The 22,771-nt window shown below is 68.5% G+C and carries 21 protein-coding genes; 11 read left to right on the top strand and 10 right to left on the bottom strand.

The window, feature by feature from the left end; genetic code table 11:
• Nucleotides 1-108 precede the first annotated feature (108 nt).
• The 7 genes from ACFYLW_RS03975 to ACFYLW_RS04005 all read left to right on the top strand — a co-directional run bounded on the left by ACFYLW_RS03975 (nt 109) and on the right by ACFYLW_RS04005 (nt 7,685).
• Nucleotides 109-822 (top strand): VTT domain-containing protein, encoded by a 714-nt coding sequence (locus ACFYLW_RS03975; protein ID WP_312062382.1) that lies wholly within the window; start codon nt 109-111, stop codon nt 820-822.
• Nucleotides 823-1,154: 332 nt separating this feature from the next.
• Nucleotides 1,155-2,195 (top strand): rod shape-determining protein, encoded by a 1,041-nt coding sequence (locus ACFYLW_RS03980; RefSeq protein ID WP_292082454.1) that lies wholly within the window; start codon nt 1,155-1,157, stop codon nt 2,193-2,195.
• A 116-nt stretch (nt 2,196-2,311) separates the two neighbouring features.
• Nucleotides 2,312-3,505 carry a rod shape-determining protein MreC gene (mreC, locus tag ACFYLW_RS03985; RefSeq protein ID WP_390182894.1) on the top strand — a complete coding sequence of 398 codons (1,194 nt, stop codon included), beginning with the start codon at nt 2,312-2,314 and terminating at the stop codon, nt 3,503-3,505.
• Nucleotides 3,502-4,020, top strand: coding sequence for a hypothetical protein (locus tag ACFYLW_RS03990; protein ID WP_312065473.1), 519 nt, complete (start codon nt 3,502-3,504; stop codon nt 4,018-4,020). Before mreC ends, ACFYLW_RS03990 begins: the two co-directional genes overlap by 4 nt.
• On the top strand, nt 4,017-6,023 hold the full coding sequence (gene mrdA, locus ACFYLW_RS03995) for a penicillin-binding protein 2 (protein ID WP_312065474.1): 2,007 nt from the start codon (nt 4,017-4,019) through the stop codon (nt 6,021-6,023). The genes ACFYLW_RS03990 and mrdA overlap by 4 nt, the downstream gene beginning before the upstream one ends.
• Nucleotides 6,020-7,177: a rod shape-determining protein RodA gene (gene rodA / locus ACFYLW_RS04000; RefSeq protein ID WP_292082458.1), complete on the top strand. Its 1,158-nt coding sequence runs from the start codon at nt 6,020-6,022 to the stop codon at nt 7,175-7,177. The genes mrdA and rodA overlap by 4 nt, the downstream gene beginning before the upstream one ends.
• A 28-nt stretch (nt 7,178-7,205) precedes the next feature.
• The gene (locus tag ACFYLW_RS04005; protein WP_292082459.1) at nt 7,206-7,685 is read left to right on the top strand and encodes a DUF6173 family protein; all 480 of its coding nucleotides are present in this window, start codon (nt 7,206-7,208) and stop codon (nt 7,683-7,685) included.
• A gap of 156 nt (nt 7,686-7,841) precedes the next feature.
• Here ACFYLW_RS04005 and pip read toward each other — a convergent pair whose 3' ends face one another.
• Together pip and ACFYLW_RS04015 are read right to left on the bottom strand one after the other, a co-directional pair.
• The gene (gene pip / locus ACFYLW_RS04010) at nt 7,842-8,816 is read right to left on the bottom strand and encodes a prolyl aminopeptidase (protein ID WP_312065475.1); all 975 of its coding nucleotides are present in this window, start codon (nt 8,814-8,816) and stop codon (nt 7,842-7,844) included.
• A 31-nt stretch (nt 8,817-8,847) separates the two neighbouring features.
• Nucleotides 8,848-9,219 carry a DUF423 domain-containing protein gene (locus ACFYLW_RS04015; protein ID WP_390182895.1) on the bottom strand — a complete coding sequence of 124 codons (372 nt, stop codon included), beginning with the start codon at nt 9,217-9,219 and terminating at the stop codon, nt 8,848-8,850.
• A 50-nt stretch (nt 9,220-9,269) separates the two neighbouring features.
• Between ACFYLW_RS04015 and ACFYLW_RS04020 the strand changes: the two genes are divergently transcribed.
• The gene (locus ACFYLW_RS04020) at nt 9,270-10,430 is read left to right on the top strand and encodes an MFS transporter (protein WP_312065477.1); all 1,161 of its coding nucleotides are present in this window, start codon (nt 9,270-9,272) and stop codon (nt 10,428-10,430) included.
• On the opposite strand, the gene ACFYLW_RS04025 is transcribed toward ACFYLW_RS04020, so the two are convergent.
• The 3 genes from ACFYLW_RS04025 to ACFYLW_RS04035 all read right to left on the bottom strand — a co-directional run bounded on the left by ACFYLW_RS04025 (nt 10,427) and on the right by ACFYLW_RS04035 (nt 14,038).
• Nucleotides 10,427-11,020 carry a hypothetical protein gene (locus tag ACFYLW_RS04025; protein ID WP_312065483.1) on the bottom strand — a complete coding sequence of 198 codons (594 nt, stop codon included), beginning with the start codon at nt 11,018-11,020 and terminating at the stop codon, nt 10,427-10,429. The two genes, ACFYLW_RS04020 and ACFYLW_RS04025, sit on opposite strands and share 4 nt — an antisense overlap.
• A 116-nt stretch (nt 11,021-11,136) precedes the next feature.
• A complete protein-coding gene (locus ACFYLW_RS04030; protein WP_312065478.1) occupies nt 11,137-13,707 on the bottom strand; it encodes a tipN in 2,571 nt (856 codons plus the stop codon).
• Nucleotides 13,708-13,855: 148 nt separating this feature from the next.
• On the bottom strand, nt 13,856-14,038 hold the full coding sequence (locus ACFYLW_RS04035) for a hypothetical protein (RefSeq protein ID WP_292082464.1): 183 nt from the start codon (nt 14,036-14,038) through the stop codon (nt 13,856-13,858).
• 155 nt (nt 14,039-14,193) lie between these two features.
• Between ACFYLW_RS04035 and ACFYLW_RS04040 the strand changes: the two genes are divergently transcribed.
• Nucleotides 14,194-15,666: a phospholipase D-like domain-containing protein gene (locus tag ACFYLW_RS04040; protein WP_312065479.1), complete on the top strand. Its 1,473-nt coding sequence runs from the start codon at nt 14,194-14,196 to the stop codon at nt 15,664-15,666.
• On the opposite strand, the gene ACFYLW_RS04045 is transcribed toward ACFYLW_RS04040, so the two are convergent.
• The 5 genes from ACFYLW_RS04045 to folD all read right to left on the bottom strand — a co-directional run bounded on the left by ACFYLW_RS04045 (nt 15,651) and on the right by folD (nt 19,729).
• Nucleotides 15,651-16,391, bottom strand: a complete 741-nt coding sequence (locus ACFYLW_RS04045) for an endonuclease/exonuclease/phosphatase family protein (protein ID WP_312065480.1) — start codon at nt 16,389-16,391, stop codon at nt 15,651-15,653. The two genes, ACFYLW_RS04040 and ACFYLW_RS04045, sit on opposite strands and share 16 nt — an antisense overlap.
• Before the next feature lie 44 nt (nt 16,392-16,435).
• Nucleotides 16,436-17,134 (bottom strand): TPM domain-containing protein, encoded by a 699-nt coding sequence (locus tag ACFYLW_RS04050; protein WP_312065481.1) that lies wholly within the window; start codon nt 17,132-17,134, stop codon nt 16,436-16,438.
• A complete protein-coding gene (locus tag ACFYLW_RS04055; RefSeq protein ID WP_312065482.1) occupies nt 17,134-18,000 on the bottom strand; it encodes a TPM domain-containing protein in 867 nt (288 codons plus the stop codon). Before ACFYLW_RS04055 ends, ACFYLW_RS04050 begins: the two co-directional genes overlap by 1 nt.
• A 10-nt stretch (nt 18,001-18,010) precedes the next feature.
• On the bottom strand, nt 18,011-18,715 hold the full coding sequence (locus ACFYLW_RS04060; RefSeq protein ID WP_313472618.1) for a LemA family protein: 705 nt from the start codon (nt 18,713-18,715) through the stop codon (nt 18,011-18,013).
• A 90-nt stretch (nt 18,716-18,805) separates the two neighbouring features.
• Nucleotides 18,806-19,729, bottom strand: coding sequence for a bifunctional methylenetetrahydrofolate dehydrogenase/methenyltetrahydrofolate cyclohydrolase FolD (gene folD, locus ACFYLW_RS04065; protein ID WP_312063551.1), 924 nt, complete (start codon nt 19,727-19,729; stop codon nt 18,806-18,808).
• Between the two features lie 95 nt (nt 19,730-19,824).
• On the opposite strand from folD, the gene ACFYLW_RS04070 reads away from it, so the two are divergent.
• Entirely contained in the window at nt 19,825-21,660 is a 1,836-nt protein-coding gene (locus ACFYLW_RS04070) for a PPC domain-containing protein (RefSeq protein WP_312063553.1), read from the top strand.
• A 19-nt stretch (nt 21,661-21,679) separates the two neighbouring features.
• On the top strand, nt 21,680-22,711 hold the full coding sequence (fni, locus tag ACFYLW_RS04075) for a type 2 isopentenyl-diphosphate Delta-isomerase (protein ID WP_312063555.1): 1,032 nt from the start codon (nt 21,680-21,682) through the stop codon (nt 22,709-22,711).
• Nucleotides 22,712-22,771: the final 60 nt, after the last annotated feature.

The raw sequence follows: 22,771 nt of genomic DNA on the forward strand, positions 1-22,771 counted from the left end.
GGTGGATGTGGTGAGAGCCGGGGAGGCGAGGCTTGATACGCAACCCGGCGCGGGCGCACAACGTTTGTGCGTCCTGCGGACGATCAAAAGGCGATTTGGGCGAAATTTATGCGGCGGATCGTCGATTTTCTGCTGAATATGGAAGCCCAGCGGTGGCGAACCCTGCTGGTCAGCCTGCTGCTTCTGGCGGGAATCATCGCCCTGTTCGCCTTCGGCAAGGCGCACTTCACGCTCGGCGCCGAAGAGAAGCTGGAGGCCTGGCTGGCCGGCTATCGCGTCGGGCCCTGGGGTCTGGCTGCGGCCATCATCGTCTTCACCCTGTCGGCCTTCGTCGGCATACCGCAGTTCATCCTGATCGCCGCCTGCGTGGTGGCCTTCGGGCCGTGGTTCGGTTTCCTGTACAGCTGGATCGCGACCGTAGCCTCGGCGGCCGTCACCTACTGGCTGGGGCGCGGCCCCACGGCGCGGGCGCTGGAGCGTTTCGGCGGCGGAGTGACGGAGCGGCTGCAGCGCTTCGTCGGACGCAACGCTTTTTCCGCCAGCTTCATCATTCGCAACGTGCCCTCGGCGCCCTTCATCGTCGTCAACATGGCGTTCGGGGCGGTGCGGGCGTCCTTCCCGGGCTATCTGGCGGGCTGCGCCCTGGGGGTTCTGCCCAAGACCGCTCTCGTCGCCTTCTTCGGCGGATCCTTCATGGCGGCGGTGTCCGGCGACGGGGTGTGGACCTCGTTGATCCTGGCGGGTGTCGCCGTCGTCTGGCTGGGGCTTATGCTGGCGGTACGCGAGATCGTGAAGCGTCGGGAGGCGGCGCGCGCGGACTGACATCGGCGTGAGGCGAGCCGCTTCTCGGCCGTTGAAGCGGCCTTTCGGCGTTCAACGAGCGGGCCGTGTCCGGGACCCGAGGGTGCGACCGGCAAGCGGGGCCGAAAAAGCTTGAGCGGACAGGCTTTCAAGCCTTGCCGTGACAAGGCTGTGATCGACGAGTCATAGGCGCTTGCAATCGACGCGGCATGAGGGCAAACGGGCCTGTAGTCGGCCAGGCGAGGACGATCAGGACAGCGCTGTGCACACGGGTGCGCGGGGCAGGGGCGTCGCCAGAGCGGACGAACAAGACTCACGCCCTAGCAGGCCCGAACAAGCGGTAACCTACGCCCATGCTTTCACCCCTCTTCGGCATGATCTCCAACGACATCGCGATGGATCTGGGGACGGCCAACACCCTGATCTACATGCGTGGCAAGGGCATCGTCCTGAACGAGCCGTCGGTTGTCGCCCTGCGCAACGTCGGCGGCCGCAAGATCGTCCACGCCGTCGGCCTGGAAGCCAAGCAGATGCTGGGCCGCACGCCCGGCCACATGGAAGCCATCCGTCCGATGCGCGACGGGGTCATCGCCGACTTCGAAGTCGCCGAGGAGATGATCAAGCACTTCATCCGCAAGGTTCATAACCGCAAGGGCTTCGTGAACCCCAAGATGATCGTCTGCGTCCCCTCGGGCGCCACGGCCGTCGAGCGCCGCGCCATCAATGATTCCTGCCTGAACGCCTCGGCCCGCCGCGTCGGTCTGATCGACGAGCCCATGGCCGCCGCGATCGGCGCCGGCCTGCCGATCCACGAGCCGACCGGCTCGATGGTCGTCGACATCGGCGGCGGCACGACCGAAGTGGCCGTCCTGTCGCTGTCGGGCATCGTCTATTCGCGTTCGGTCCGCGTCGGCGGCGACATGATGGATGACGCCATCATCAGCTACATGCGCCGCAACCATAACCTGCTGATCGGCGAAACGACCGCCGAGCGCATCAAGAAGGACATCGGCACCGCCCGCATCCCGGCCGACGGCGAAGGCCTGTCGATCGAGGTCAAGGGTCGCGACCTGATGCAGGGCGTGCCGCGCGAAGTGAAGATGAGCGAGCGTCAGGCCGCCGAGGCCCTGGCCGAGCCGGTCTCGCAGATCGTCGAGGCCGTCAAGGTCGCGCTGGAAGCCACCCCGCCGGAACTGGCCGCCGACATTGCCGACAAGGGCATTATGCTGACGGGCGGCGGCGCCCTGCTGCGCGGTCTGGATGTCGAGATCCGCGATCATACCGGCCTGCCGGTCCAGGTCGCTGACGATCCGCTGTCCTGCGTCGCCATCGGCTGTGGCAAGGTGCTGGAGCACCCGTCGTGGATGAAGGGCGTCCTCGAGTCCTCGCTCTGAGGCTGATCAGCCTGTCGTAGGGACCGGGTTCTTCGGGAATCGGTTTTTGCGATAGGCTCTCACCATCGGCGGAGCAGACTTCGCCGGTCCCGGATCTCTAGGTAGGAAGGCTGGCCGTGGCGTTTCGCGACGGACCGTTCGAGACCATCAAGGTGCCGCTGGCCTGGACGGCGGCGGTCGTGGTCATTGTCGGCCTGATCGGCGCGGCCATGCTTCTGCTTGGCGACCGCCGGGGCGCTCAGGACGTTGACGGATACGCCCCCGCGCGGGCGGCTTTCGAGGCCGGCGCGGCTCCGGTCGGCGCCGGACTGTCCGCGCCCGTCCGTTGGACCGGCAACGTCGTCGACTACGTCAAGGGCTACTTCTTCGCCGTGTCTGAGAACCGGCGGCTGCGTCAGCAGGTGGTCGAGCTGAGCGCCTGGCGCGACGAGGCGCTGGCGCTGAAGAACATCAATGGCCGCTATGAACAGATGCTCGGCGTCAAGACCGAGCCGCCGATCCCCATGGTCACGGGCCTGGCCATCACCGACGCGCGCGGGCCCTTCGCCCGGTCGCGCCTGCTGAACATCGGCGCCGCCAAGGGCATCCGCGTCGGGAATCCGGTGTTGAGCGAGCACGGCCTGGTCGGCCGTATCATGGGCGTTTCGGGGGGCAACAGTCGTATGCTGCTGCTCACCGACGTGGCCTCGCGCACGCCGGTTCTGGTCGAGCGCACCGACGCTCGCGCCATGCTGACCGGCGACGGCAGCGGCAGCCCGCGTCTGGACTATGTGCGCGGCGCCGGGTCGATCAAGGAAGGCGACCGCATCATGACCTCGGGCGACGGCGGCGGTTTCCCGCGCGGCCTGCCCATCGGCGTGGCCGCCAAAGGCGTGGACGGGACCTGGCGGGTCAAGCTGTTCAGCGACCGTACGGCCATCGACTATGTCCGCGTCCTTCTGTTCCAGGACTTCGGTCAACTGGCCGACCAGAACGCTCTGAACGCGCCGCCGCTGGCCAGCCTGGCCGCCGCGCCGCCGCCGACCCCGGCCCAGGCCGCCGCCATCCAGGACGTGGCTACGCGCCGGGCCGCTGCAGCGGCGGCGACCGCCGAGCGCGTCCGCGCCGCCAACGCCGCGCCGCCGCCCGCCCCCGTAGCTGCTGCGCCGGCCCCGACGTCAACGGCTCCTGCGACGACGACCCGTCCCGCAGCTACGCGCCCGGCGACGCCCCAACCGCGTCCGGCCACGCCTCGGCCGACGGCGCCCGCGTCGGTTCAGCCCGCCGTCACGCCTGACGCCGCGGCGACCCCTGCGGGAGCGGCAGAGTGAGACGGGCGATCACGGTCCGCGTCGTCGGCCCGCTGCAATGGATCGTCTATCCGGCGCTGATCGCCATAGCGGCGACAGTGCTGTTGGCCGTTCCCTTCCGGCTGTTCGGTCTGAACCTGCCCGAGCCCGTCTTCCCCATCGTCCTCGCCTTCGCCTGGCCGCTGATCCGGCCCTCGATGTTGGCGCCGGCGGTCCTGTTCGGCCTGGGGCTGTTCCTGGATCTGTTCTGGGGCGCCCCCATGGGCCTGTGGGCGCTGAGCCTTATGGCCGTCTATGGCGCCGTCCTGCTGGCCTCGAACTTCATGGCGGGGCAGGCGACCATCGTCCTGTTTGCCCTTTACGCCGCCTCGACGGGCTTCGCCTTCTTGCTGGCCTACATCATCACTACCTTGAGCCTGGGGAATGCACCGAGCATCCTCGCGGTTCTGGGTCAGGTCGTGCCGACGCTGCTGCTCTTCCCTCTGGCCGATTGGTTGATCCAGCGGTTTGACGACGCCGACGTGCGGTTCCGATGAGCAGCGAACCTCATATCTTCTTTTCGGACGTCAATGAGCGGCAGGGGTCTTTCCTGCGGCGCACCTTCCTGCTGGGCGGGGGCATGGCGCTGGGGACGGTGGCCCTGGTCGGTCGCCTGGCGCAGTTGCAGATCGTCAAGGCCGAGGAATACGCCACCCTCGCCACCAACAACCAGTTCAACTTCCGCCTGGTCCCGCCGCCGCGCGGCCTGATCAAGGACCGCAACGGCGTGGTCGTGGCGGGAAACCGGCCCAGCTTCCGCGTCTTGGTCGTGCGTGACGAGACCAAGGATCTGGACCAGACCCTGGACCTGTTGGGTCAGTTGCTGCCGGACACCTTGGAGCGTCGCCGGACCTTGATCCGTGAGATCAACGCCGCGCCGCGCTTTTCGCCGGTGCCGGTCAAGGCCGACCTGACCTGGGAGGAGTTCTCCAAGGTCAATCTGCACGCGGCCGAGCTTCCCGGCGTCATGGCTGATATGAACGAGGCCCGCTACTATCCGTTCGGCGGCGCCTACGCCCATGTGATCGGCTATGTGGCCAAGGTGTCGGACCGCGACGTCAAGGCGATCCGCGACAGGGGCGAACAGCCGCCCTCCATCCTGTTCAATCCGGGCTTTCGTATCGGTCGCCAGGGCATCGAGAAGGCCCTGGACACCGACCTGCGCGGCGAGGCCGGCGGCAAGCGGGTCGAGGTGGACGCGCGCGGCCGGGTCGTGGCCGAGGATGTCGCCGGGTCAAAGCCCCCTGTTCAGGGCGCCGAGGTCATGCTGACCCTGGACAACGACGTCCAGAACCGTGCCCTGGAAGTGTTCGGCGAGGAAGCGGGCAGCTGCGTGGTCATGGATGTGCGCAACGGCGACATCCTGGCCATGGTCTCGTCGCCGTCGTTCGATCCCAATCTGTTCGTGTCGGGCGTTCCGTCGAAGATCTATCGGGCGCTGGCCGATTATGAACGGCGGCCGCTGCTGGACAAGGCCCTGGGCGGCACCTTCGCGCCGGGCTCGACGTTCAAGCCGGTCGTGGGGCTGGCGGCGATGAAGCGGGGCTGGGACCCGAACCGCCGCGTGGTCTGCAACGGCAGCTTCTTCCTCGGACGTCGTTTCGCCTGCCTGGGACGGCACGGGGCGCTGGACATGCGTGGCGCCATCAAGGCGTCTTGCAACGTCTACTTCATGACCGTGGCGACCGAGTTCGGCCCCGACGCCATCGCCGAAACCGCGCGTGAAATGGGCTTTGGTCAGACCTTCGACATCGGCCTGACGGGACAAAAGGCGGGGCTGGTGCCGGACCGCGAATGGCGGCGGCGCAATCCCGTGCGCGGCGACGGCAAGTGGTATCCGGGCGAGACGCCCAGCTATGGCATCGGACAGGGCGCGTTGAACGTCAACGCCCTGCAGCTCGCGGTCTATACGGCCCGCATCGCCAATGGGCGGAAGGCGGTGACGCCGCGCCTGATCAAGTCGATCGGCGGCGTCGAGCAGACGGCCGGAACGGACTTCGCGGACCTGCCGTTCGACGCCGCCATGCTGCAGGTGCTGCGCGACGGCATGGAGGCGGTGACCGACGTGGGCGGCACCGGCTTCCGCAACAGCCAGCTGGGGCTGGGCGCCGTGCGCATGGCCGGCAAGACCGGCACGGCCCAGGCGCAGAACTACGGCGCGGGATCGCGCAAAGGGGCGGGGCGCCCCTGGGCCCAGAAGGACCACAATCTCTTCATCGCCTACGCCCCGACCGACAATCCCCGCTACGCCGTCTCCGTGATCGTGCAGCACGGCGGTTTGGGCGGAGGCACGGCCGGCGCGCCGCGTGCGCGTGAAGTGATGAAGGTGGCCCTGCTCAAAGACCCCGAGATCCGCGCTCGTATCGAACAGGCGGGCTTCGAAGCCCCTGAAGACGCCGGCGCTCGCGAGGCCGAGGCCCGCGGAGAGCCCATTGACGGGCTGACGGTCGAGGCGCCGATCGTTGACCAAGCCGCCCCGCCGCCGGAGCCTGTACAGTGACCGCCTCCGCCCTGTCCCGTCCCGGTGAACGCGACCGGATCTCCAGCAAGCTGGCCGAACTGGACTGGCGGGTCATCGGCCTGCTGTGCGTCCTGGCCGGCATCGGCACGGCCATGCTGTATTCGATCGCGGGCGGCAGCTGGTCGCCGTGGGCTTGGAAGCATCTGCTGCGTTTCGGCGTCCTGCTGGTCGCCATGATCGGCCTGGCCATGGTCCACCCGAAATGGTGGTTCCACGCGGCCTATCCCGTTTATGGCGTCCTGCTGCTGCTGGTGCTGATGATCGAGTTCACACCGCTGGGCTATACGGCGGGCGGCGCCAAGAACTGGCTGAACCTGGGCTTCATCCGCATTCAGCCGGCCGAGTTCGTCAAGATCGGCCTCGTCCTGGCCTTGGCGCGCTGGTACCACGGCCACTCGGCTCAGGACGCCCGCTGGTCGTGGAAGCTGCTGATCCCGGCGGGCATGATCGGCGTACCCTTCCTGCTGGTGGCCAAGCAGCCGGACCTGGGCTCGGCCATGGTGATCGGCCTGACCGGCGCGGCCGTCATGTTCATGGCGGGCCTGAGCTGGCGCGTGATCGCGGCGGGCGCCGCGGCGGCCGTGGCGATCATTCCGCCCTTCGTCATGTTCGTCATGCACGACTATCAGCGCAACCGGGTCCTGACCTTCCTGAACCCCGAGGCCGATCCCTCCGGCACGGGCTACAACATCATCCAGTCCAAGATCGCCCTGGGCTCGGGCGGGCTGCTGGGCAAGGGTTACGGGCTGGGCAGCCAGAGCCAGCTGGAGTTCCTGCCGGAACGCCACACCGACTTCATCTTCTCGACCGTGTCCGAGGAGTTCGGCTTCCTGGGCTCCTTTACCGTTCTGGCCTGCTATCTGGCCCTGATCCTGATCTCGCTGCGGATCGCCTCGCTGTCGCACAGCCATTTCGGCCGGATCAGCGCGGCGGGCATGACCGCCTTTCTGGCCATCTTCATCCTGATCAACGGGGCCATGGTCATGGGCTTGGCGCCGGTCGTGGGCGTGCCCATGCCGCTGCTGTCCTACGGCGGTTCGACGATGATGACGGTGATGATCGGTTTTGGCCTGATCCTGTCGACCCATGTGCACCGCTACGTCGAACTGCCGAAGGGCCAGGGGCTGTTCTGATCGCGGTTTCAGGCGTTAGGCTAAGGCCATGACCGACAAAGCGCCCGAACCCGACGCCATCCCTAAAGCCGATCCCTCGATGTTCTCGGACTGCGGCGACACGCCCTGTCCGCAGCCGGTCATGGCCGATCCCAAGAACGAGGCGGCGGCCCTGGCCGAGGGCGTGAGGATGCGCAACAATCCGGCCGAATGGGCCTTTGTGCGCCTGTCCAAGCTGATCGAGGAGTTCGAGGCCAAGCTGGACAAGGACGAGGAGATCGGCGCCCGCGTGGTCGGCCTGCCGGGCGAAGGCACGATGCAGATCGTCGATGTCGGTTTCTGGGGCCCGGACCTGATCATCTTCTTTGGGCGCAACGCCGACGGCAAGCCGGTGCGCCTGATCCAGCACTACACCCAGCTCAACGTGGTCCTGGCTGCGATCAAGAAGCCCGAGGAGCGCGAGGCCCGCCGCATCGGCTTCCAGCTCAATGAAATGGTTATGAAGACCAATCCGCAGCCGGCCGCATAGAACCGTCATCCCGGCCAAGCGGCGCAAGCCGCGCCGAGCCGGGACCGCCAAGGACGCGGCGGTTTGCCATTAGCCGAGGTCAGGCGGCTGTGCTTCCGGCGCTCCCGGATAAGGGCTGCGCCCTTTCCGGGACGACGAGGAAGGCGGTGCGACGATCTAAAGCGTCGCCGCCCAGTCCGTGCCCTTGATCAGGCTGTCGATGATGCCCGGCTCGCTGGAGGCGTGGCCGGCGTCGCCGACGATGTCCAGCTTGGCCTCGGGCCAGGCGCGGTGCAGGGCCCAGGCGCCCGAGATCGGCGTCACCACGTCAAAGCGCCCTTGCGCGATCCAGCAGGGGATATGGCGGATGGTGTCGATGTTCTCGAGGATCCAGTGCTCGCTGTCGAAGAACCCGCCGTTGGTGAAGTACCAGTTCTCGATCCGGGCGAAGGCCACGGCGAACTCGGGCTCGGCGAACTTGTCCGGCTTGCCTGAAGGGCCCTGGACGCTGACGGTTTCGCCTTCCCAGCTGGACCATGCCACGGCGCAGCGATTGCGCTCGGCGATGTCGTCGCCGAGCAGGCGCTTGTTGTAAGCGGCCATCAGGTCGCCGCGCTCGGCCTCGGGGATGGGGGCGACGAAGCGTTCCCAGGCGTCGGGGAAGATCATCGAGGCGCCGTCCTGATAGAACCAGTGCAGCTCCTTCTTCGTCAGCAGGAAGATGCCGCGCAGGACCAGGGCCCGGCAGCGGTCCGGATGCTTGATGGCGTAGGTCATCGACAGGGTCGACCCCCACGAGCCGCCAAAGACGACCCATTTGTCGATGCCCAGCATCTCGCGCAGGCGCTCGATGTCGGCGACCAGGTCCCAGGTGGTGTTGTTTTCCAGCGAGGCGTTGGGCCGCGACAGGCCGCAGCCGCGCTGGTCGAACATGACGATGCGGTACTTGGCCGGATCGAAGTAGCGGCGCATCCCCGGATTGACCGCCCCGCCGGGGCCGCCGTGCAGGACGATGACTGGCACGCCGTGCGGGTTGCCGCTTTCCTCGTAATAGATCTCGTGGACGCTGTCGGTCTGCATCCAACCCGAGGCATTGGATTCCAACTCGGGATAGAGGTCGCGGCGGGGGGTGTCGGTCAAGGGAAACGCCATGTCAGAAATGAGGGGTTTTCAGATTGGCCGGTCAGGCGTTGACGATGTGTGAGCGGAACGCGGCGACGGCCAGCACGATCCATCCGGCGATCATCAGGGTTCCGCCGACAGGGGCGACGGTCCCCATGACGGGCAGGCTGAGCAGACCGATCATGGCCAGGGCCAGGCAGAAGATCAGCCCGCCGCTCGCCGCCAGCCAGCCGGCGATCCGCGCGATCTTGCCGCCCGCGGCCCAGGTCGCGCAGACGACCGCCAGGACGGCGTGGACCATCTGATACTGGGCGCCCGTGGTCAGCAGGCTCTTGATCGCCGGACCGGCGCCGTGGGCGGCGAAGGCGCCGAGCGCCACGGCCATGGCCCCGTTGAAGGCGGCCAAAACAAGCAGGTTGCGGTCATGGCTCATGGCCTAATGTCTAGACCACAACTTTACCGGAGTCTGCTATCGCAGCGGCGATGAAGTCCGCTCCGCGCATGGCCCTGCAATACGTCCTGCTGTTCGCCGCCAGCGGCGTGACCCTGCCCTTCGCCGGCCTGTGGTTTCGCGAGCAGGGGCTGAGCGGGGCCGAGATCGGCGCCCTGCTGGCCATCCCCATGCTGGGACGGGTCGTGACCGGCCCGCTGCTGGCGGTCTGGGCGGACGGGTTCAGATACAGGCGCACGCCGATCGCCCTGCTGGGGCTGGCCATGGCCCTGGGCTACGGGGGGGCGGGCCTGGTGCAGGGCTTCGCCGCCTGGGCGGTCTGCTGGTTCGTCGGGGCCACGGCGGCGGCGGCGCTGATCCCGCTCAGCGACGTCATGACCTTGCGGGTGGCCAAACGCGAGGGCTTCGACTTCTCCCTGCCGCGCGGCTGCGGCTCGGCGGCCTTCGTGGTCGCCAATATCGGCATGGGGGCCCTGCTGACGCGCACCTCGCCCGACGTGGTCATCATCTGGATTGCGACGGCGGCGGTTCTGATCGCAGCAACGGCCTGGCGCGTCCTGCCGGCCGAGCCGGTCACGGATGGTCCCCGCTTGCCTGGGCTGGAACGCTTCAAGGGATTGGGGCGGCTGGTGGTCGACCCTGTCTTCATGGCTGCGGTCTTCGCCATCGGCGCGGTGCAGGCGGCGCACGCCTTCTACTACGGCTTCTCGGCCATCGCCTGGAAGGCGCAGGGCATTCCCGAGAGCATGACCGGCCTGCTGTGGGCCTTTTCCGTTCTGGTCGAGATCGGCTTCATGTGGGTGGTCGAGCCGTGGCGACGGCGCGCCGGGATCGGAGCGTGGCTGATGCTGTCCATCGGCGCGGGCGCGGCGGTCGTGCGCTGGACGTTGATGGCCTTCGCGCCGCCGCTGTGGGCGCTGTGGCCTTTGCAGACCCTGCACGCGTTCAGCTTCGCCGCCACCTATCTGGCCGGGGTGCAGATAGTTGAGCGCCTTTCTCCGCCGGACGATCACACAGCGGCGCAGACGCTGGGCTCCGTACTGTCGGCAGGACTGCTGATCGGCCTGGCGACGGCGGTGTCTGGGCCTCTGTATGACGCTTACGGCCTCAAGGGTTATCTGGCCATGGCCGGGCTGGCGGCGAGCGGAGGGCTGGCCGGCGTGGTCCTGCAGACGCGACTGAGGAAGGCCTAGGCGGCGCTGGGACGGGGCAGGGGCGCCAGGTGGCGCGCGATGGCCGAGGCCGCGGTCTTGACCGCCAACTGCACCTTGGCGTTGGTGACATCGGACGGCGCGCGGATCAGGCCGATGGCGGGCGAGGCCGGGCCGTCCGGCAGGTCGTTCAGAATGCGATAGAGGATATAGCTGCCCGCATCCTCCTCGGCGTCCGAGGCGGCCACGGCGTTTAGTCCCGCTGCGCTCAGGTCACGGACGATCTCGGCGGTCGGAGCGGTGGCGCGGGCCACGCCGGGGCCGGTGTGATCCAGCCGGTCGGCCCTGTCCAGACATCGGTTTTCGGCCCGCATCTGCACGCGGAAGACGCCGGTGTGGGCGGTTCGCCCAACCAGAAGGAGGGCGCCGCATTCGCCTTTGGCCAGCAGGTCGCTGAGTTGGGCGGCCAGGGCGTCCGCCTCGGCCGAGCCGGCAACGGGCAGGGTGCGGGCTCCGATCGGATTCCAGGGATCGCCCGACAGGTCTTCGACCGGGTCCCAGGCCGTGAAGCTCGGGTCCCAGGCGCAGATGGCGATAGCGGGGCGCCGATCAGGGCGAAGCCCGTTGTCCATATCCAGCAAGGAGTCCACCCTGTGTGACACTAACGCGACAGCGGCCGGAACGGTGCGGTCAAACCCGGCGGGAGGTCAAGCCCGTCGGGGCAAAATGTGACAGCTTTGCGGCAAGCTTAGCCGAGGTCGCCGATGGCGGCGTCCAGCAGCATGAAGGCGCGGCCCTCGTCTGTCGCCAGTCGCGCCTGCACGTCGTGGGCGTCGCCGCGGCGCGCCTGATCCTGCATTTCCCGACCGAAGGCGCGGACATAGGCGTCGGCGTCGGCGCGCAGTTCGGCGTCGGCCAGAATGCGGCGCGAGACGCTGCGCACGGCGGCGGGGGCGACGCGGCGTACGATCTGGCGGGCCCGGTCGGGGTCCTGTGCGGCCAGGGCGCGGGCGGCTTCCTCGATGCGGGCGCGCGGCAGCAGCGCATTGGGATCGACCCCCATGCGGCGTATAGCGGCGGTGATGCGGTCGGCGAGGGCGGCGGCGTCGACCGGCGCGGCGACCGGTGCATCCAGCTCCAGCGGCGCTTCATAGGCCTCCTGATCGTAATCCTTGGCCAGATCGTTCCAGTCCAGGGCCTCGTCCTTGGCGGGCGTCGGTGCGGGCGGCGCGGCCGGGCTTTCGTCGCCCGTCGGCTCCAGCCGCAGGCGGCCGCGCAGGCCGAAGCCGCGCTCCTTGGGCTCCGGCTTGGGTTCGGGCTTCGGCTCAACCGGGCGCGGCTTGTAGCGCGGCGTTTCCGGCGCGGCCGCGGACAGCAGGGGCTCGCGGCGACGACTGGTCGGCGTGTCGCCCGACACTACGCCCATGACGCGGACGGCCTCGGTCAGCATCTCGTAGTTGCGGCGCACGCGGTCCTGGAAACCCGACTCCAGGGCTTCGGTGTCCTCGGCGGCCTTGCGCGAGGCGGCGGACAGGGCCGACAGGCCGCTCTCCACCGAGGACCGCACGGCGTTGACGCGGGCGGCGGCTTCTTCCGGCAGGCGGCTGGCGCGATCGTCCATCTCGGCGACGACGGTTTCGACCTGGGCCAGGGCGGCGGTCATGCGCTCCAGCGTGCCCTCCAGACGTTCGATGACCTTCTCGCCGGTCAGATCGACCATGTCGGCGGTCTGGTTGACGATCTTGCGGGCGCCGTCGATGCGGGCCTCCGCGGCTTCGTCGGCCTTCTGGGCGGCGTCGAACAGGGACTCGCCCAGTCGGTCGGCGCGGATCTGGGCCTGTTCGATGGCGGCGGTGGCGGCGGCGCGCTGCTCCTCGGCGGTGGCCTGCAGGGCCGAGAGGGCGCGGCGGGTTTCCTCGACCAGAAGATCGCGGGCCTCGGCGGCCAGGGCCTCGAAGCGGTCCAGCGCCAGCTTGGTGGCGTGGTCGAAGCCGTCGGCCTCGCGCTGCGACAGGTCCACCAGGGCGCGGAACTGATCGGTCACGGCCTCGACCTGGGCTTTCAGGGCGTCGCTGACGTCGCCGCTGGTCTGGGTCAGCTCGCCGGCGGCGCTGCGGGTCAGGGACAACTGCTCGGTGAACTGGGCGCGTTGGCTCTCGATCTGGGCCGAGAAGTCTTCCTGATCGGTGCGCAGGGCGTAGGCGGCGGTGACCAGCGACGCGCGCTGCTGACTCAGGCCTTCCTCGACCGACTGGATCTGCTCGGCGACGCCGGTTCCGGCGGTTTCCAGACGCAGGGTCTGGCGGGCCAGGTCGTCGGCGGCGGCGCGAGCGGCGTCCTGGGCCTCGCCGGCGGCGGCGGCCAGATCGGCGGCGCGAGCGGCCAAGGCGGCCTCGGCCTCGCGCAGTTGGGTCTGGGCCAGGTCAGAGGCGTCGACCACCATGCGCGACTGGCGCTCGACGGCGTCGATGACGCCGGTCGCCTGGCTGTCCAGTTGCACGCCGAGGGCGCCCATCTGTTCGCGCTCGCGGCCCAACTGGTCGGCCAGACGGCGGGCGGTGCGGCCGGCGCTCTCGGCGGCCTCGTTCAGGCGGACCGTTTCCTGAGCCAGGGCTTCGCGCAGCAGGGCCATGTCGTTGCGGGCGCGTTCGGCGGCCAGGGCCGCCTGATCTATGTCGCCGCGCAGGCTGGTCAGAACCTGGCCCGTCTGATGGGCGGCCAGGGCGGTCGGTCCGACCAGGGACTCGGCCATGTCACGCGCACGACGGGTCTCGTTCGCCAGATTGGCGCCTTGACGCACGGCATGGGCCAGCATGATGGCGAGGCCCGCAGGGGCGAGAGCGATCAGGGCGTAGACGGCCAGCCGCAGCGGCTCCAACTGTACCGCGCCCGATCCGAACTCATAGGCGAACCAGGAGGCCACGCCGCCGATCCAGAGGGCCGAGGCCAGGCCGGCGATCATATAGGCGTTGCCGCCGGGGCGCGCGACGGCGGAGCGGCGGCTCGAAGCGGCGGTGATAGGGGCGGGGTGCGACGTCTCGTCGACGACGGCGGGGGGCGCATCGGCCGAAATGGACAGTTCGGGCTGGGCGTGCAGCGCGGCGGCGCGCTCCTCGGCCAGACGCTGCTCCTCGAGCAGGCGGCGACGACGACGCTCGGACATGGGGCGTTCGGGCTCGAGCGTCCGCTCGAGCTCCAGGGAGTCGTCGGAAGCGAGCGCCGAATCCTCTTCGGACGTCACAAAGGGACTGGACTCGTCGTGACCCTCGCCCGGTTCCGGGTCGGAGAGGTTGAGCGGCGGCCGATGGCTGGACTTCATGGGGCGTCGATCTCGATCACTATTCGCCGGATACGCGGCGAGGGCGCGCGGAGGGATTGAACCCTAGCGGCTGGATCCGGTCGCGCAAAGGCTCGGACGCAGGGATTCAACGGGAAGATCGGGGATGATCGCCGCTGAAGCGGCCGTATCAGCAGTCGCTGGGCGCGGCGACGGTGATGGCGGCGGCGGGCTTGTCCTTGCTGCAGTCCTGCACGCGCTGGATCTCACGATCAGCGTTGCGCGGGGCGTGCAAATCGACGCCGAACTGCGACAACGCCGCCGCAGCGAGCATCGCAATCAGGCCAGCCAGCATTTCCAGCAGCATTTGCATGGTCGGCGTTATGACAGACGCAGGGCCGTATTACAATGAGGCGGCAATATGAAGCGGAGCCATTGACCGGCGGTCGTGGAACGAAAATCGTGGCAGCGTCACTGTAACATCGGACGCTGGGCGGATCGTCACGCGAATCAGACAGCTAAGGCCGCATGCACGACCAGGGCGACACTTATGAAGGCAGCCTGCTCGATCCCGGGCGCGACTGCTGGCGCGTGGCGATAGCCAGCCGTTTCACACCGCTGATGGAGAACAACGCCTACTTCGACGCCCTGGCTTCGGCCTTGCAAAAGGCGACTACGTCCATCGTCGTTCTGGGTTGGCAGTTCGACCCGAGGACGCGGCTGGACCCTGAATCCCCGCTGACTGACCGGCGCGGCGAGATCGGCCATCAGTTGCGGATGCTGGTGCGTGAAAAGCCTGATCTGGACGTGCGGCTGCTGATCTGGAAGTCGCCGTTGCTGATCGCCGCATCCCAGGGCTTCTATCCGCACAAGGCGCAGCGCTGGTTCCGTAAGCGCACGGTGGAATTCCGCCTCGACAACCCCGGCATCCTCGGGGCTTGCCACCATCAGAAGGTGATCGTCATCGACGACAAGGTGGCCTTTTGCGGCGGCGGCGACATCGCCACGGACCGTTGGGACACCGCCGAGCATCTCGACAACGACCCGCGCCGCTGCCAGCCGTCCGGCCTGTTCAGCGCCCCCCGGCACGAGGTCATGTGCGTCATGGACGGGCCGGCGGCCAAGGCTCTGGGCGATCTGGCGCGGGAGCGCTGGTATCGCGCCACCTGGGAACGAACCCTGCCGGACGTGGTCCAGAGCGACCCCTGGCCGGACGGCGTGGAGCCGAGCCTGACCAACGTGCCCGTCGGCATCGCACGCACCGAGCCGCGCGTTCGAGGGCGGCCCGAGGTGCGCGAGAACGAGGCCCTGCATCTGGAATCGATCCGCAGGGCGAAGCGGCTGATCTATCTCGAGAACCAGTACTTCACCTCGCCCGTTATCGCCGCCGGTCTCGCTGAACGGCTGGCCGAGCCGGAGGGGCCGGAGGTGGTGCTGGTCTCGACCGGGCGTAGTCCCAGCTGGTTCGACAGTCTGACGATGGACACGGCCCGCGCCGAGGTCCTGTACCGGCTGGAGCAGGCGGATCAATACAACCGTTTCTTCGCCTTCAGTCCGCGCACCATTGAGGGCGACCGGATCATCGTCCACGCCAAGATGTCGGTCATCGACGATCGCTTGCTGCGGATCGGCTCGACCAATCTGAACAACCGCTCGCAGGGCCTGGATACCGAATGCGACGTGGCCGCCGAGCCGACGACGGAGGAGGGGCGCGAGGCGATCCGCCGCTTCCGCCAGCAATCCATCGGCCATTTTCTCGGTATATCGGGCGAGGACTTCGCCCATGCCGAGGCGGTCATGGGTTCGGTCGGGCAGGCGGTCCAGACTTTCGGCGCCGATCGGATGACGGTGCTGGGCTCGGACCCGCCCAGCAAGGCCCAGCGGATGATCGCCGAATGGCAGCTGGGTGATCCCGGCTCGTCGACGGATGCGTGGCGGCCCTGGAAGCGATTGAATCGCTCGCAGCGTCCCCGCCTCAAGGGGCCTCAAACGCCGGGCTGAAACTCGAAGTCGATCGCCAGCGGCAGATGGTCCGAAGCGGCCCGCGCCAGCGGATGCAGCGGCGTCATGGCCCCCGTCACCCGGATCTCAGGGCTGACGAAGCAGTGGTCGATGCGGATGGCCGGGAAGCTGGAGGGGAAGGTCTTCACCGAAGGCTTCAATCCCAGTTCGCGCTGGGCGTCGGCCAGCCGTCGGGTCAGGGCGTGATAGGGGCGGGTGATCGAGGTGGCGTTGAAGTCGCCGGTCAGGATGGTTGGACCCTTGCAGGCCGGATCGCCCAGCCAGTCCCGTCCGACCAGGGCTGCCGCCTGCAGCCTCTGCTCGCGCGGCACCAGACCCAGGTGGGTGTTGAAGACGTTCAGGATGGTTCCGTCGAAGTCGATGGCCGACCACAGGGCGCCGCGCGGCTCCAGGCCTCGCAGATTGGGCAGGGTCGGCAGGGCGGCGGCGCGGATCAGCCGCTCGGGTCGCGCCGTCAGGATGGCGTCGCCGTACAACTCGGCCTCGATGGTCATGGCCGGATGGAAGCGGAAGCCCATCGAAAGCCGCTCGGCGATGGCGTGGGCCTGATCGACGCCGTTGGTGCGGGCGCGGCCGACGTCCAGTTCCTGCAGACAGACGATGTCCGGCTCCAGTTCGGCGATGACGGCGGCGACGCGCGCCACGTCCAGCTTGCGGTCGACGCCGACGCAGCGGTGCACATTATAGGTGACGAGTCTGGGCATGGGTCCTTGTCGGCGCGGTCGATCCCGCAGCCTGTCTATACAGTCTAGATGACAACCAGACGGTCGGGGACCTCGTTGATATCAGCGGCTCGCGGCGGAAACTGTTCCGCCAGAACCTGACCGCACAGGGCAATGGCCTGCTGCATGCCCTCGACCGGCTGATTGCGGCGCAGGCCCTCGGTGAGGGCGGCGACGGCGTCGGCCCAGACCTCGGGGCTGACGCAGGCGTGGATGCCTTCATCGGCGATGACCTCGACCTGATGATCGGCCAGGGCGGCGAAGATCAGCACCCCGGTCCGCGCCTCGGTGACGTGCAGGCCGTGGGCCAGGAACTGCTGCATGGCGGCGCGGCGCACGCGGGTGCGGCGCAAGGGGGCGGGGGTGAGCAGCCGGCGCACGGCGGGGATGAGGCTCAGCAGGAAGACGCTGACGAAGACCGCCGCCTGCACCAGAGCATAGGCGGCCAGAGCCTGTCCGATCTCGACCTCGCGCGCGGCGGCGTGGGCCGCCTGCCAGTCGGCGCTGCCCAGGCCCGCCAGATTGGGCAGCCAGTGAGCCCCGAAGCCCAGGGGGATCAGGCCGAGCGGCAGCAACAGGGCCGCCGCCGCCGCCCAGGCCAGACTGACGTCGCGATAGGAGGACACCTGCCGCGCCACGACGCAGAAGATCTCGCCCGAGGTGTTCTCCTCGGCGCGTGCGATGGCCTCGGCGACGCGGGCGTGGTCGTCGGTCGTGAACTGCATCACCATCCCCCCGAGGCGCCGCCGCCGCCGAAGCCGCCGCCGCCTCCGCCAAATCCGCCTCCGCCAAATCCGCCGCCGCCGAAACCGCCTCCGCCGCCCCAGCCGCCGCCTCCACGACCGCCGCGGCCCTGGTTCTTCAGCGCCTCGCTGGCGGCCCAGATCAGAATGGGGGTCAGGCCGTCACCCTTGCCGTGACGTCTGCGACCGCCCGCCGCCGCCCCGACCAGGCTGATGAACAGGAAGAAGAAGATCAGGAAGATGATCAGGGCCGGCAGGATCGGCTTCTCGCGCTCGCTCGCCGCGCTCTTGGCTTCGGCCGCGCGGGCCTGGGCCTCGGCGGGATCGGCGGTCAGCTGGGCGATGATGGCGTCGGCCCCGGCGATGATGCCGGCGGCGTAGTCGCCCTGTCGGAAGGCGGGCAGGATGTCGTTGCGGATGATCAGCGAGGAGTAGGCGTCGGTCAGGACGCCTTCCAGCCCGTATCCGACCTCGATCCGCACCTTGCGCTCGTTCGGGGCGACGATCAGCAGGGCGCCGCCGTCGTTTTCCTTCTGACCGATGCCCCAGTGACGACCCAGCTGATAGCCGAAATCCTCGATCTCCTGATCCTGAAGCGAGGGCAGGGTGACGACGACCAGTTGATCCCCGGTCTGCTGTTCCAGCGTGGCCAGCTTGCCGGTCAGGGCCTGTTCCTGTTCCGGGGTCAGCAGTTGGGCGTCATCGACGACCCGGCCCGTCAGCGTCGGGAATTTGATCTCGGCGGAGAGGGCGGGCAGGGCCGCCCAGAACAGGACAAGGCCGAGCAGCAGCGCCGGGATCAGGCCCGACGCTCGCCGTTCCCTCGGGGCGAGGGCGGAAGGGCTCATGTCAGGCTGACTACGCCGCCGGAGCCGGAGCCGCCGCGGGCGGGGGCGAACCGGGCGCGGCTCCCGGCGCGGTCGCGGGCGCGCCGCCGCCGGGTTGGGCGCCGGGAACGCCGAGGTTGAAGTTCACGCTCGGGGCGCTCTGGGCCTCGGCGGTGGCGGTAAACAGCTGCATGGGCTTGGAGCCGCCGTGCAGGGTCTTGGCCCAGATCACGGTCGGGAAGGTGCGCAAGGACGTGTTGTAATCGCGGACCGCCTCATTGTAGTCGCGGCGCGCCACGGCGATGCGGTTCTCGGTGCCTTCCAATTGCGACTGCAGGGTCAGGAAGTTCTGATTGGCCTGCAGCTGCGGATAGGCCTCGACCGTCACCAACAGGCGCGACAGGGCGGACGACAGCTCGCCCTGAGCCTGTTGATACTGCTGGAAGGCGGCCGCGTTATCGAGGTTGGAGGCGTCGATGTTGACGCTGGTGGCCTTGGCGCGGGCCTCGATCACCTGGGTCAGGGTGGTGCGTTCCTGAATGGCCGCGCCCTGAACCGTAGCGACCAGATTCGGCACCAGGTCCGAACGGCGCTGATACTGGCTCTGGACATCGGCCCAGGCCGCCTCGGCCCGTTCCTGCTTGGTCGGAATGGTGTTGTAGCCGCAGCCCGCCACGGCGGGGGTCAGGACGACGACGGCGGCGACGGCCGCGAGACGGGGCGAGAATCCAGCCATGAGCTCCTCCGGCGGCCATGATGACCGCTGATCCGGTAAAGACTATCGGGGCCGAAAGGCTCCGCTTCAAGGCTGGATTTTTCGAGACGTTTAGCTGTTCAGGTTTTCGGGTGTCACGCCTGCGGCTCGGCAGGCGGCGGTGTAGGTGTTGGCCAGCAGGCAGGCGATGGTCATGGGGCCGACGCCGCCGGGGACCGGGGTGATCCGGCCCGCGACCTCGACCGCTTCATTGAAGTCCACGTCGCCGACGACGCGGGTCTTGCCCTCGGCGGCCTTGACCGGGTCCTTCGAGGGGACGCGGTTGATGCCCACGTCGATGACGGTGGCGCCCGGCTTGATCCAGTCGCCCTTGATCATCTCGGGGCGACCCACGGCGGCCACCAGAATGTCGGCGGTGCGGCACAGGGCGGGCAGGTCGCGGGTGCGTGAGTGGGCGATGGTGACGGTGCAGCTTTCACCCAGCAGCAGTTGGGCCATCGGCTTGCCGACGATGTTGGAGCGACCGACGATGACGGCGTTCAGGCCCGACAGGTCGCCCAGTTGGTCCTTCAGCATCATCAGGCTGCCCAGAGGAGTGCAGGGGATCATGCCGGGCAGACCCACCGCCAGGCGCCCGACGTTGACCACATGGAAGCCGTCGACGTCCTTGTCCGGGTCGATAGCGCCCAGGACGGCGGCCGAATCGATATGCCTGGGCAGGGGCAGTTGCACCAGAATGCCATGGATGCCCGCGTCGGCGTTAAGCGCCGCGATCAGCGCCAGAAGCTCGGCCTGGGTCGTTGTGTCGGGCAGGCGGTGGGTGTCCGACCGCATCCCCGCCTTCAGCGTCGTTTCGCCCTTGTTGCGGACATAGAGCTGGCTGGCGGGGTCTTCGCCGACGATGACCACGGCCAGGCCTGGCTTGACCCCGTGAGCGGCTTCCAGGCGCGCGGCGGCCGCGGCCACGCGCTCGACCAGGGTCTGCGAGAAGGCCTTGCCGTCGATGAGCGAGGCGCGGGCGGGTTCGTCAGCCATGATCGGCTCCAAAAGGCTTGGGAACGTGAAAGCGTGGGCGCGATTTACAGCCGCTGCGGTTCGGCGTCTATGATAGCGCCAGCAAAGAGGTTTTCATGCGTCATTCTCAGTTCGCGGCCCTGTTCGGGGCGGTCAGCGCCGTCGCCCTGCTGTCGTCCGGCTCCGTTTTCGCCCAGAGCGCGACGGACATCCGCATCGGCGCCGAGGTTCGCGGACGACTGGAAGAAGGGGATGCGCGAACCCGGGGCAGCGACGCCTACCGCTATGACGACTACCGGGTGCAGCTTCGTGCAGGACAGCGTCTGCAGGCCGAACTGCGCAGCAGCGACTTTGATTCCTTCCTGGCGATTTACGCGGAGGGCCGCACCTCGGGCGAGCCGCTGGGGACCGACGACGACGGCGCCGGCAGCGGAATGAACGCCCGCCTGCGCTTCACGGCCGAGAGTGACGGGGTTTATATTGTCCGCGCACGGCCCTATTCGGGTCTGGAGACCGGGGGGTACACCCTGGCGCTTAGCGAGCGCGTGGCCCCGCGCCAGCCGCGTCCGGGGCGGATCACGGTCGGCGGCGACGTTTCGGGCCGCCTCACCAGCGGCGACGCCGAAGACGAGGATGGAAACACCTTCGACGCCTACGCCTTCCGCGCGAACGCCGGGGATCGGGTGGCGATCCTGCTGGAAGCGGATGACTTCGACCCCTTGGTACGCATCGGCCGCATGGTCGGCGGTTCCTTCGTGCAGTCGGCCCAGAACGATGATGGCGCGGGCAAGGGGCTGAACTCCTACCTCGTTTTCACCACGCCTCAGGCCGGCGAGTATGTGATCCAGGCCGCATCAGTGAGCTCGGGCGCCGAGGGCGATTATCGCCTGTCGCTGGAGCAGGGCCCGCCCGCACCAGAGGCGCGCAGCATCACGATCGGTGAAGAGGTCAGCGGCCGTCTGGACGACGACAGCGCCCAGAGCGACGCCGGCGCGCCTGCTGACCTGTACCGCTTCACTGGTCGCGCGGGCCAACGCGTGGCGATCAGTCTGAAGGCCGACGATTTCGACAGCTACCTCGAACTGTTCGACGCCAATCACAACAGCCTGGCCACCGACGACGACAGCGGCGGCGAACTGAACGCCCGCCTGACTTTCGTCCTGCCTGACGACGGCGACTATCTGATCGAGGCGCGCGGCTTCTCGGACGCCACGGGCAGCTACGATCTGAAACTGGAAGAGGTGGCGCCGCCGCCGCCGCCGACCGCCATCAGTTTCGGCCAGACGGTTCAGGGCGACCTGAAGCTGGGCGGCGCGGTCGATGACGAGGGGCGCCTCTATGACGGCTACGCCTTCAGCGGGACCGAGGGCCAGCGCGTTCAAGCCATCATGCGTTCGGGCGATTTCGACGCCCTGCTGCAGGTCGGCAAGGCGGGCGACGAATTCGAGGAACTGGCGTCTGACGACGACGGCCTGCGTCAGGGCACGGACGCCCGGCTGACCTTCACCCTGCCGGAAGACGGCGACTATGTGATTCGCGCTCTGCCCTATTCCAGCAGCGGCAAGGGGCTCTATTCGCTGGAGTTTGCCGACCGTGGGCCTGAACCGGGCGCGGGCAGCCTGCTGGTCGGATCGACGGCGCGCGGCAGCCTGACCGACAACGACGCCATGAATGACGAGGGCGTTTCCTTCGACGCCTACACCTTCAAGGCCAAGGCGGACGAGAAGCTGCGTTTCACCATGATCTCAGCCGCTTTCGACGCTTTCGTCGAGGTGGGCGAGGACAAGGACGGCGACTTCCGCAGTCTGGCTGAGGACGACGACAGCCTGTCGGACACCCACGCCCGGCTGGACTGGACCGCGCCGCGCGACGGGACCTATGTCGTGCGCGCCCGCAGCTTCGCCGCCGCCTCGACTGGCGATTACGTGCTGACGGTCGAGCGCCAGCCCTGAGGCTGACGGGGAGGGCGCGATGAGCGACGACCTGATCCTGGGCCGCAAGGACCAGCACCTCGACGTGGTGCTGTCCGGCGGCGGGCGTCACGCCCTGGCTTCCGGCTTCGACGACTGGCGCTTCGTACATGAGGCCTTGCCGGATCTGGACCACGCCAAGATCGACCTCGGCGCCGACTTCCTCGGGCGGCGTCTGCAAGCGCCCCTGCTGATCAGCGCCATGACCGGTGGACCGGCTCGCGCCGAGGCCATCAACGCCCGTTTGGCCGAGGCCGCTCAGCATCTGGGCATCGCCCTGGCCGTTGGCTCGCAGCGGGCGGCCATCGAGGGCGGGGCGACCGGCGGACTGGATCGGTCCTTGCGTGACCGGGCACCCGACACGCCGATTCTGGCCAATATCGGCGCGGCCCAGCTGACGCGCGGTTTCGGCGTCGGGCAGGCGAGGCGGGCGCTGGACATGATCGGCGCCGACGCCCTGGTCGTGCACCTCAACCCCTTGCAGGAAGCCTGTCAGCCCGAGGGCGACCGAGACTGGTGGGGCGTGGGCGCAGCCCTTCAGGCCCTGATCCGCGATCTGGACGCGCCGGTCATTGTCAAGGAGACGGGGGCAGGCATTTCCGCCGTCACCGCCCAGCGCCTGATCGCCATGGGGGCGGCGGGTGTGGATGTCGCCGGGGCGGGGGGCGCCAACTGGGGCCTGATCGAGGGCGAGCGCGCGATCGATTCGGCGGACAAGGCCCACGCCGCCGCCTTCGCCGCCTGGGGCATCCCCACCGCCCGCGCCATCGCCGAGGCGCGCAACGCCTTGCCTGAGGCCCTGATCATCGGTTCGGGCGGAGTCCGCGACGGTGTCGACGTGGCCAAGGCCGTTCGTTTGGGTGCAGATGTGGTCGGCATGGCCTCGGGCGTCATTCAGGCGGCGACTGAGTCGACCGAGGCGGTGGTCGCCCACTTCCAGACCGTGATCCGGCAACTGCGCACCGTCTGCTTCTGCACCAACGCCGCCAACGTAGCGGCGCTGAAACGCGTACCCTTGCTAAGTGTAAAATAAATCAACTGTTTAGGCGCTCGGGTTAGGGCGCTGTTTCGGACCCCACGGAGACTCCCCCTC

The organism is Brevundimonas sp. NPDC007368 (genome assembly GCF_042869015.1).
Taxonomy (GTDB): domain Bacteria; phylum Pseudomonadota; class Alphaproteobacteria; order Caulobacterales; family Caulobacteraceae; genus Brevundimonas.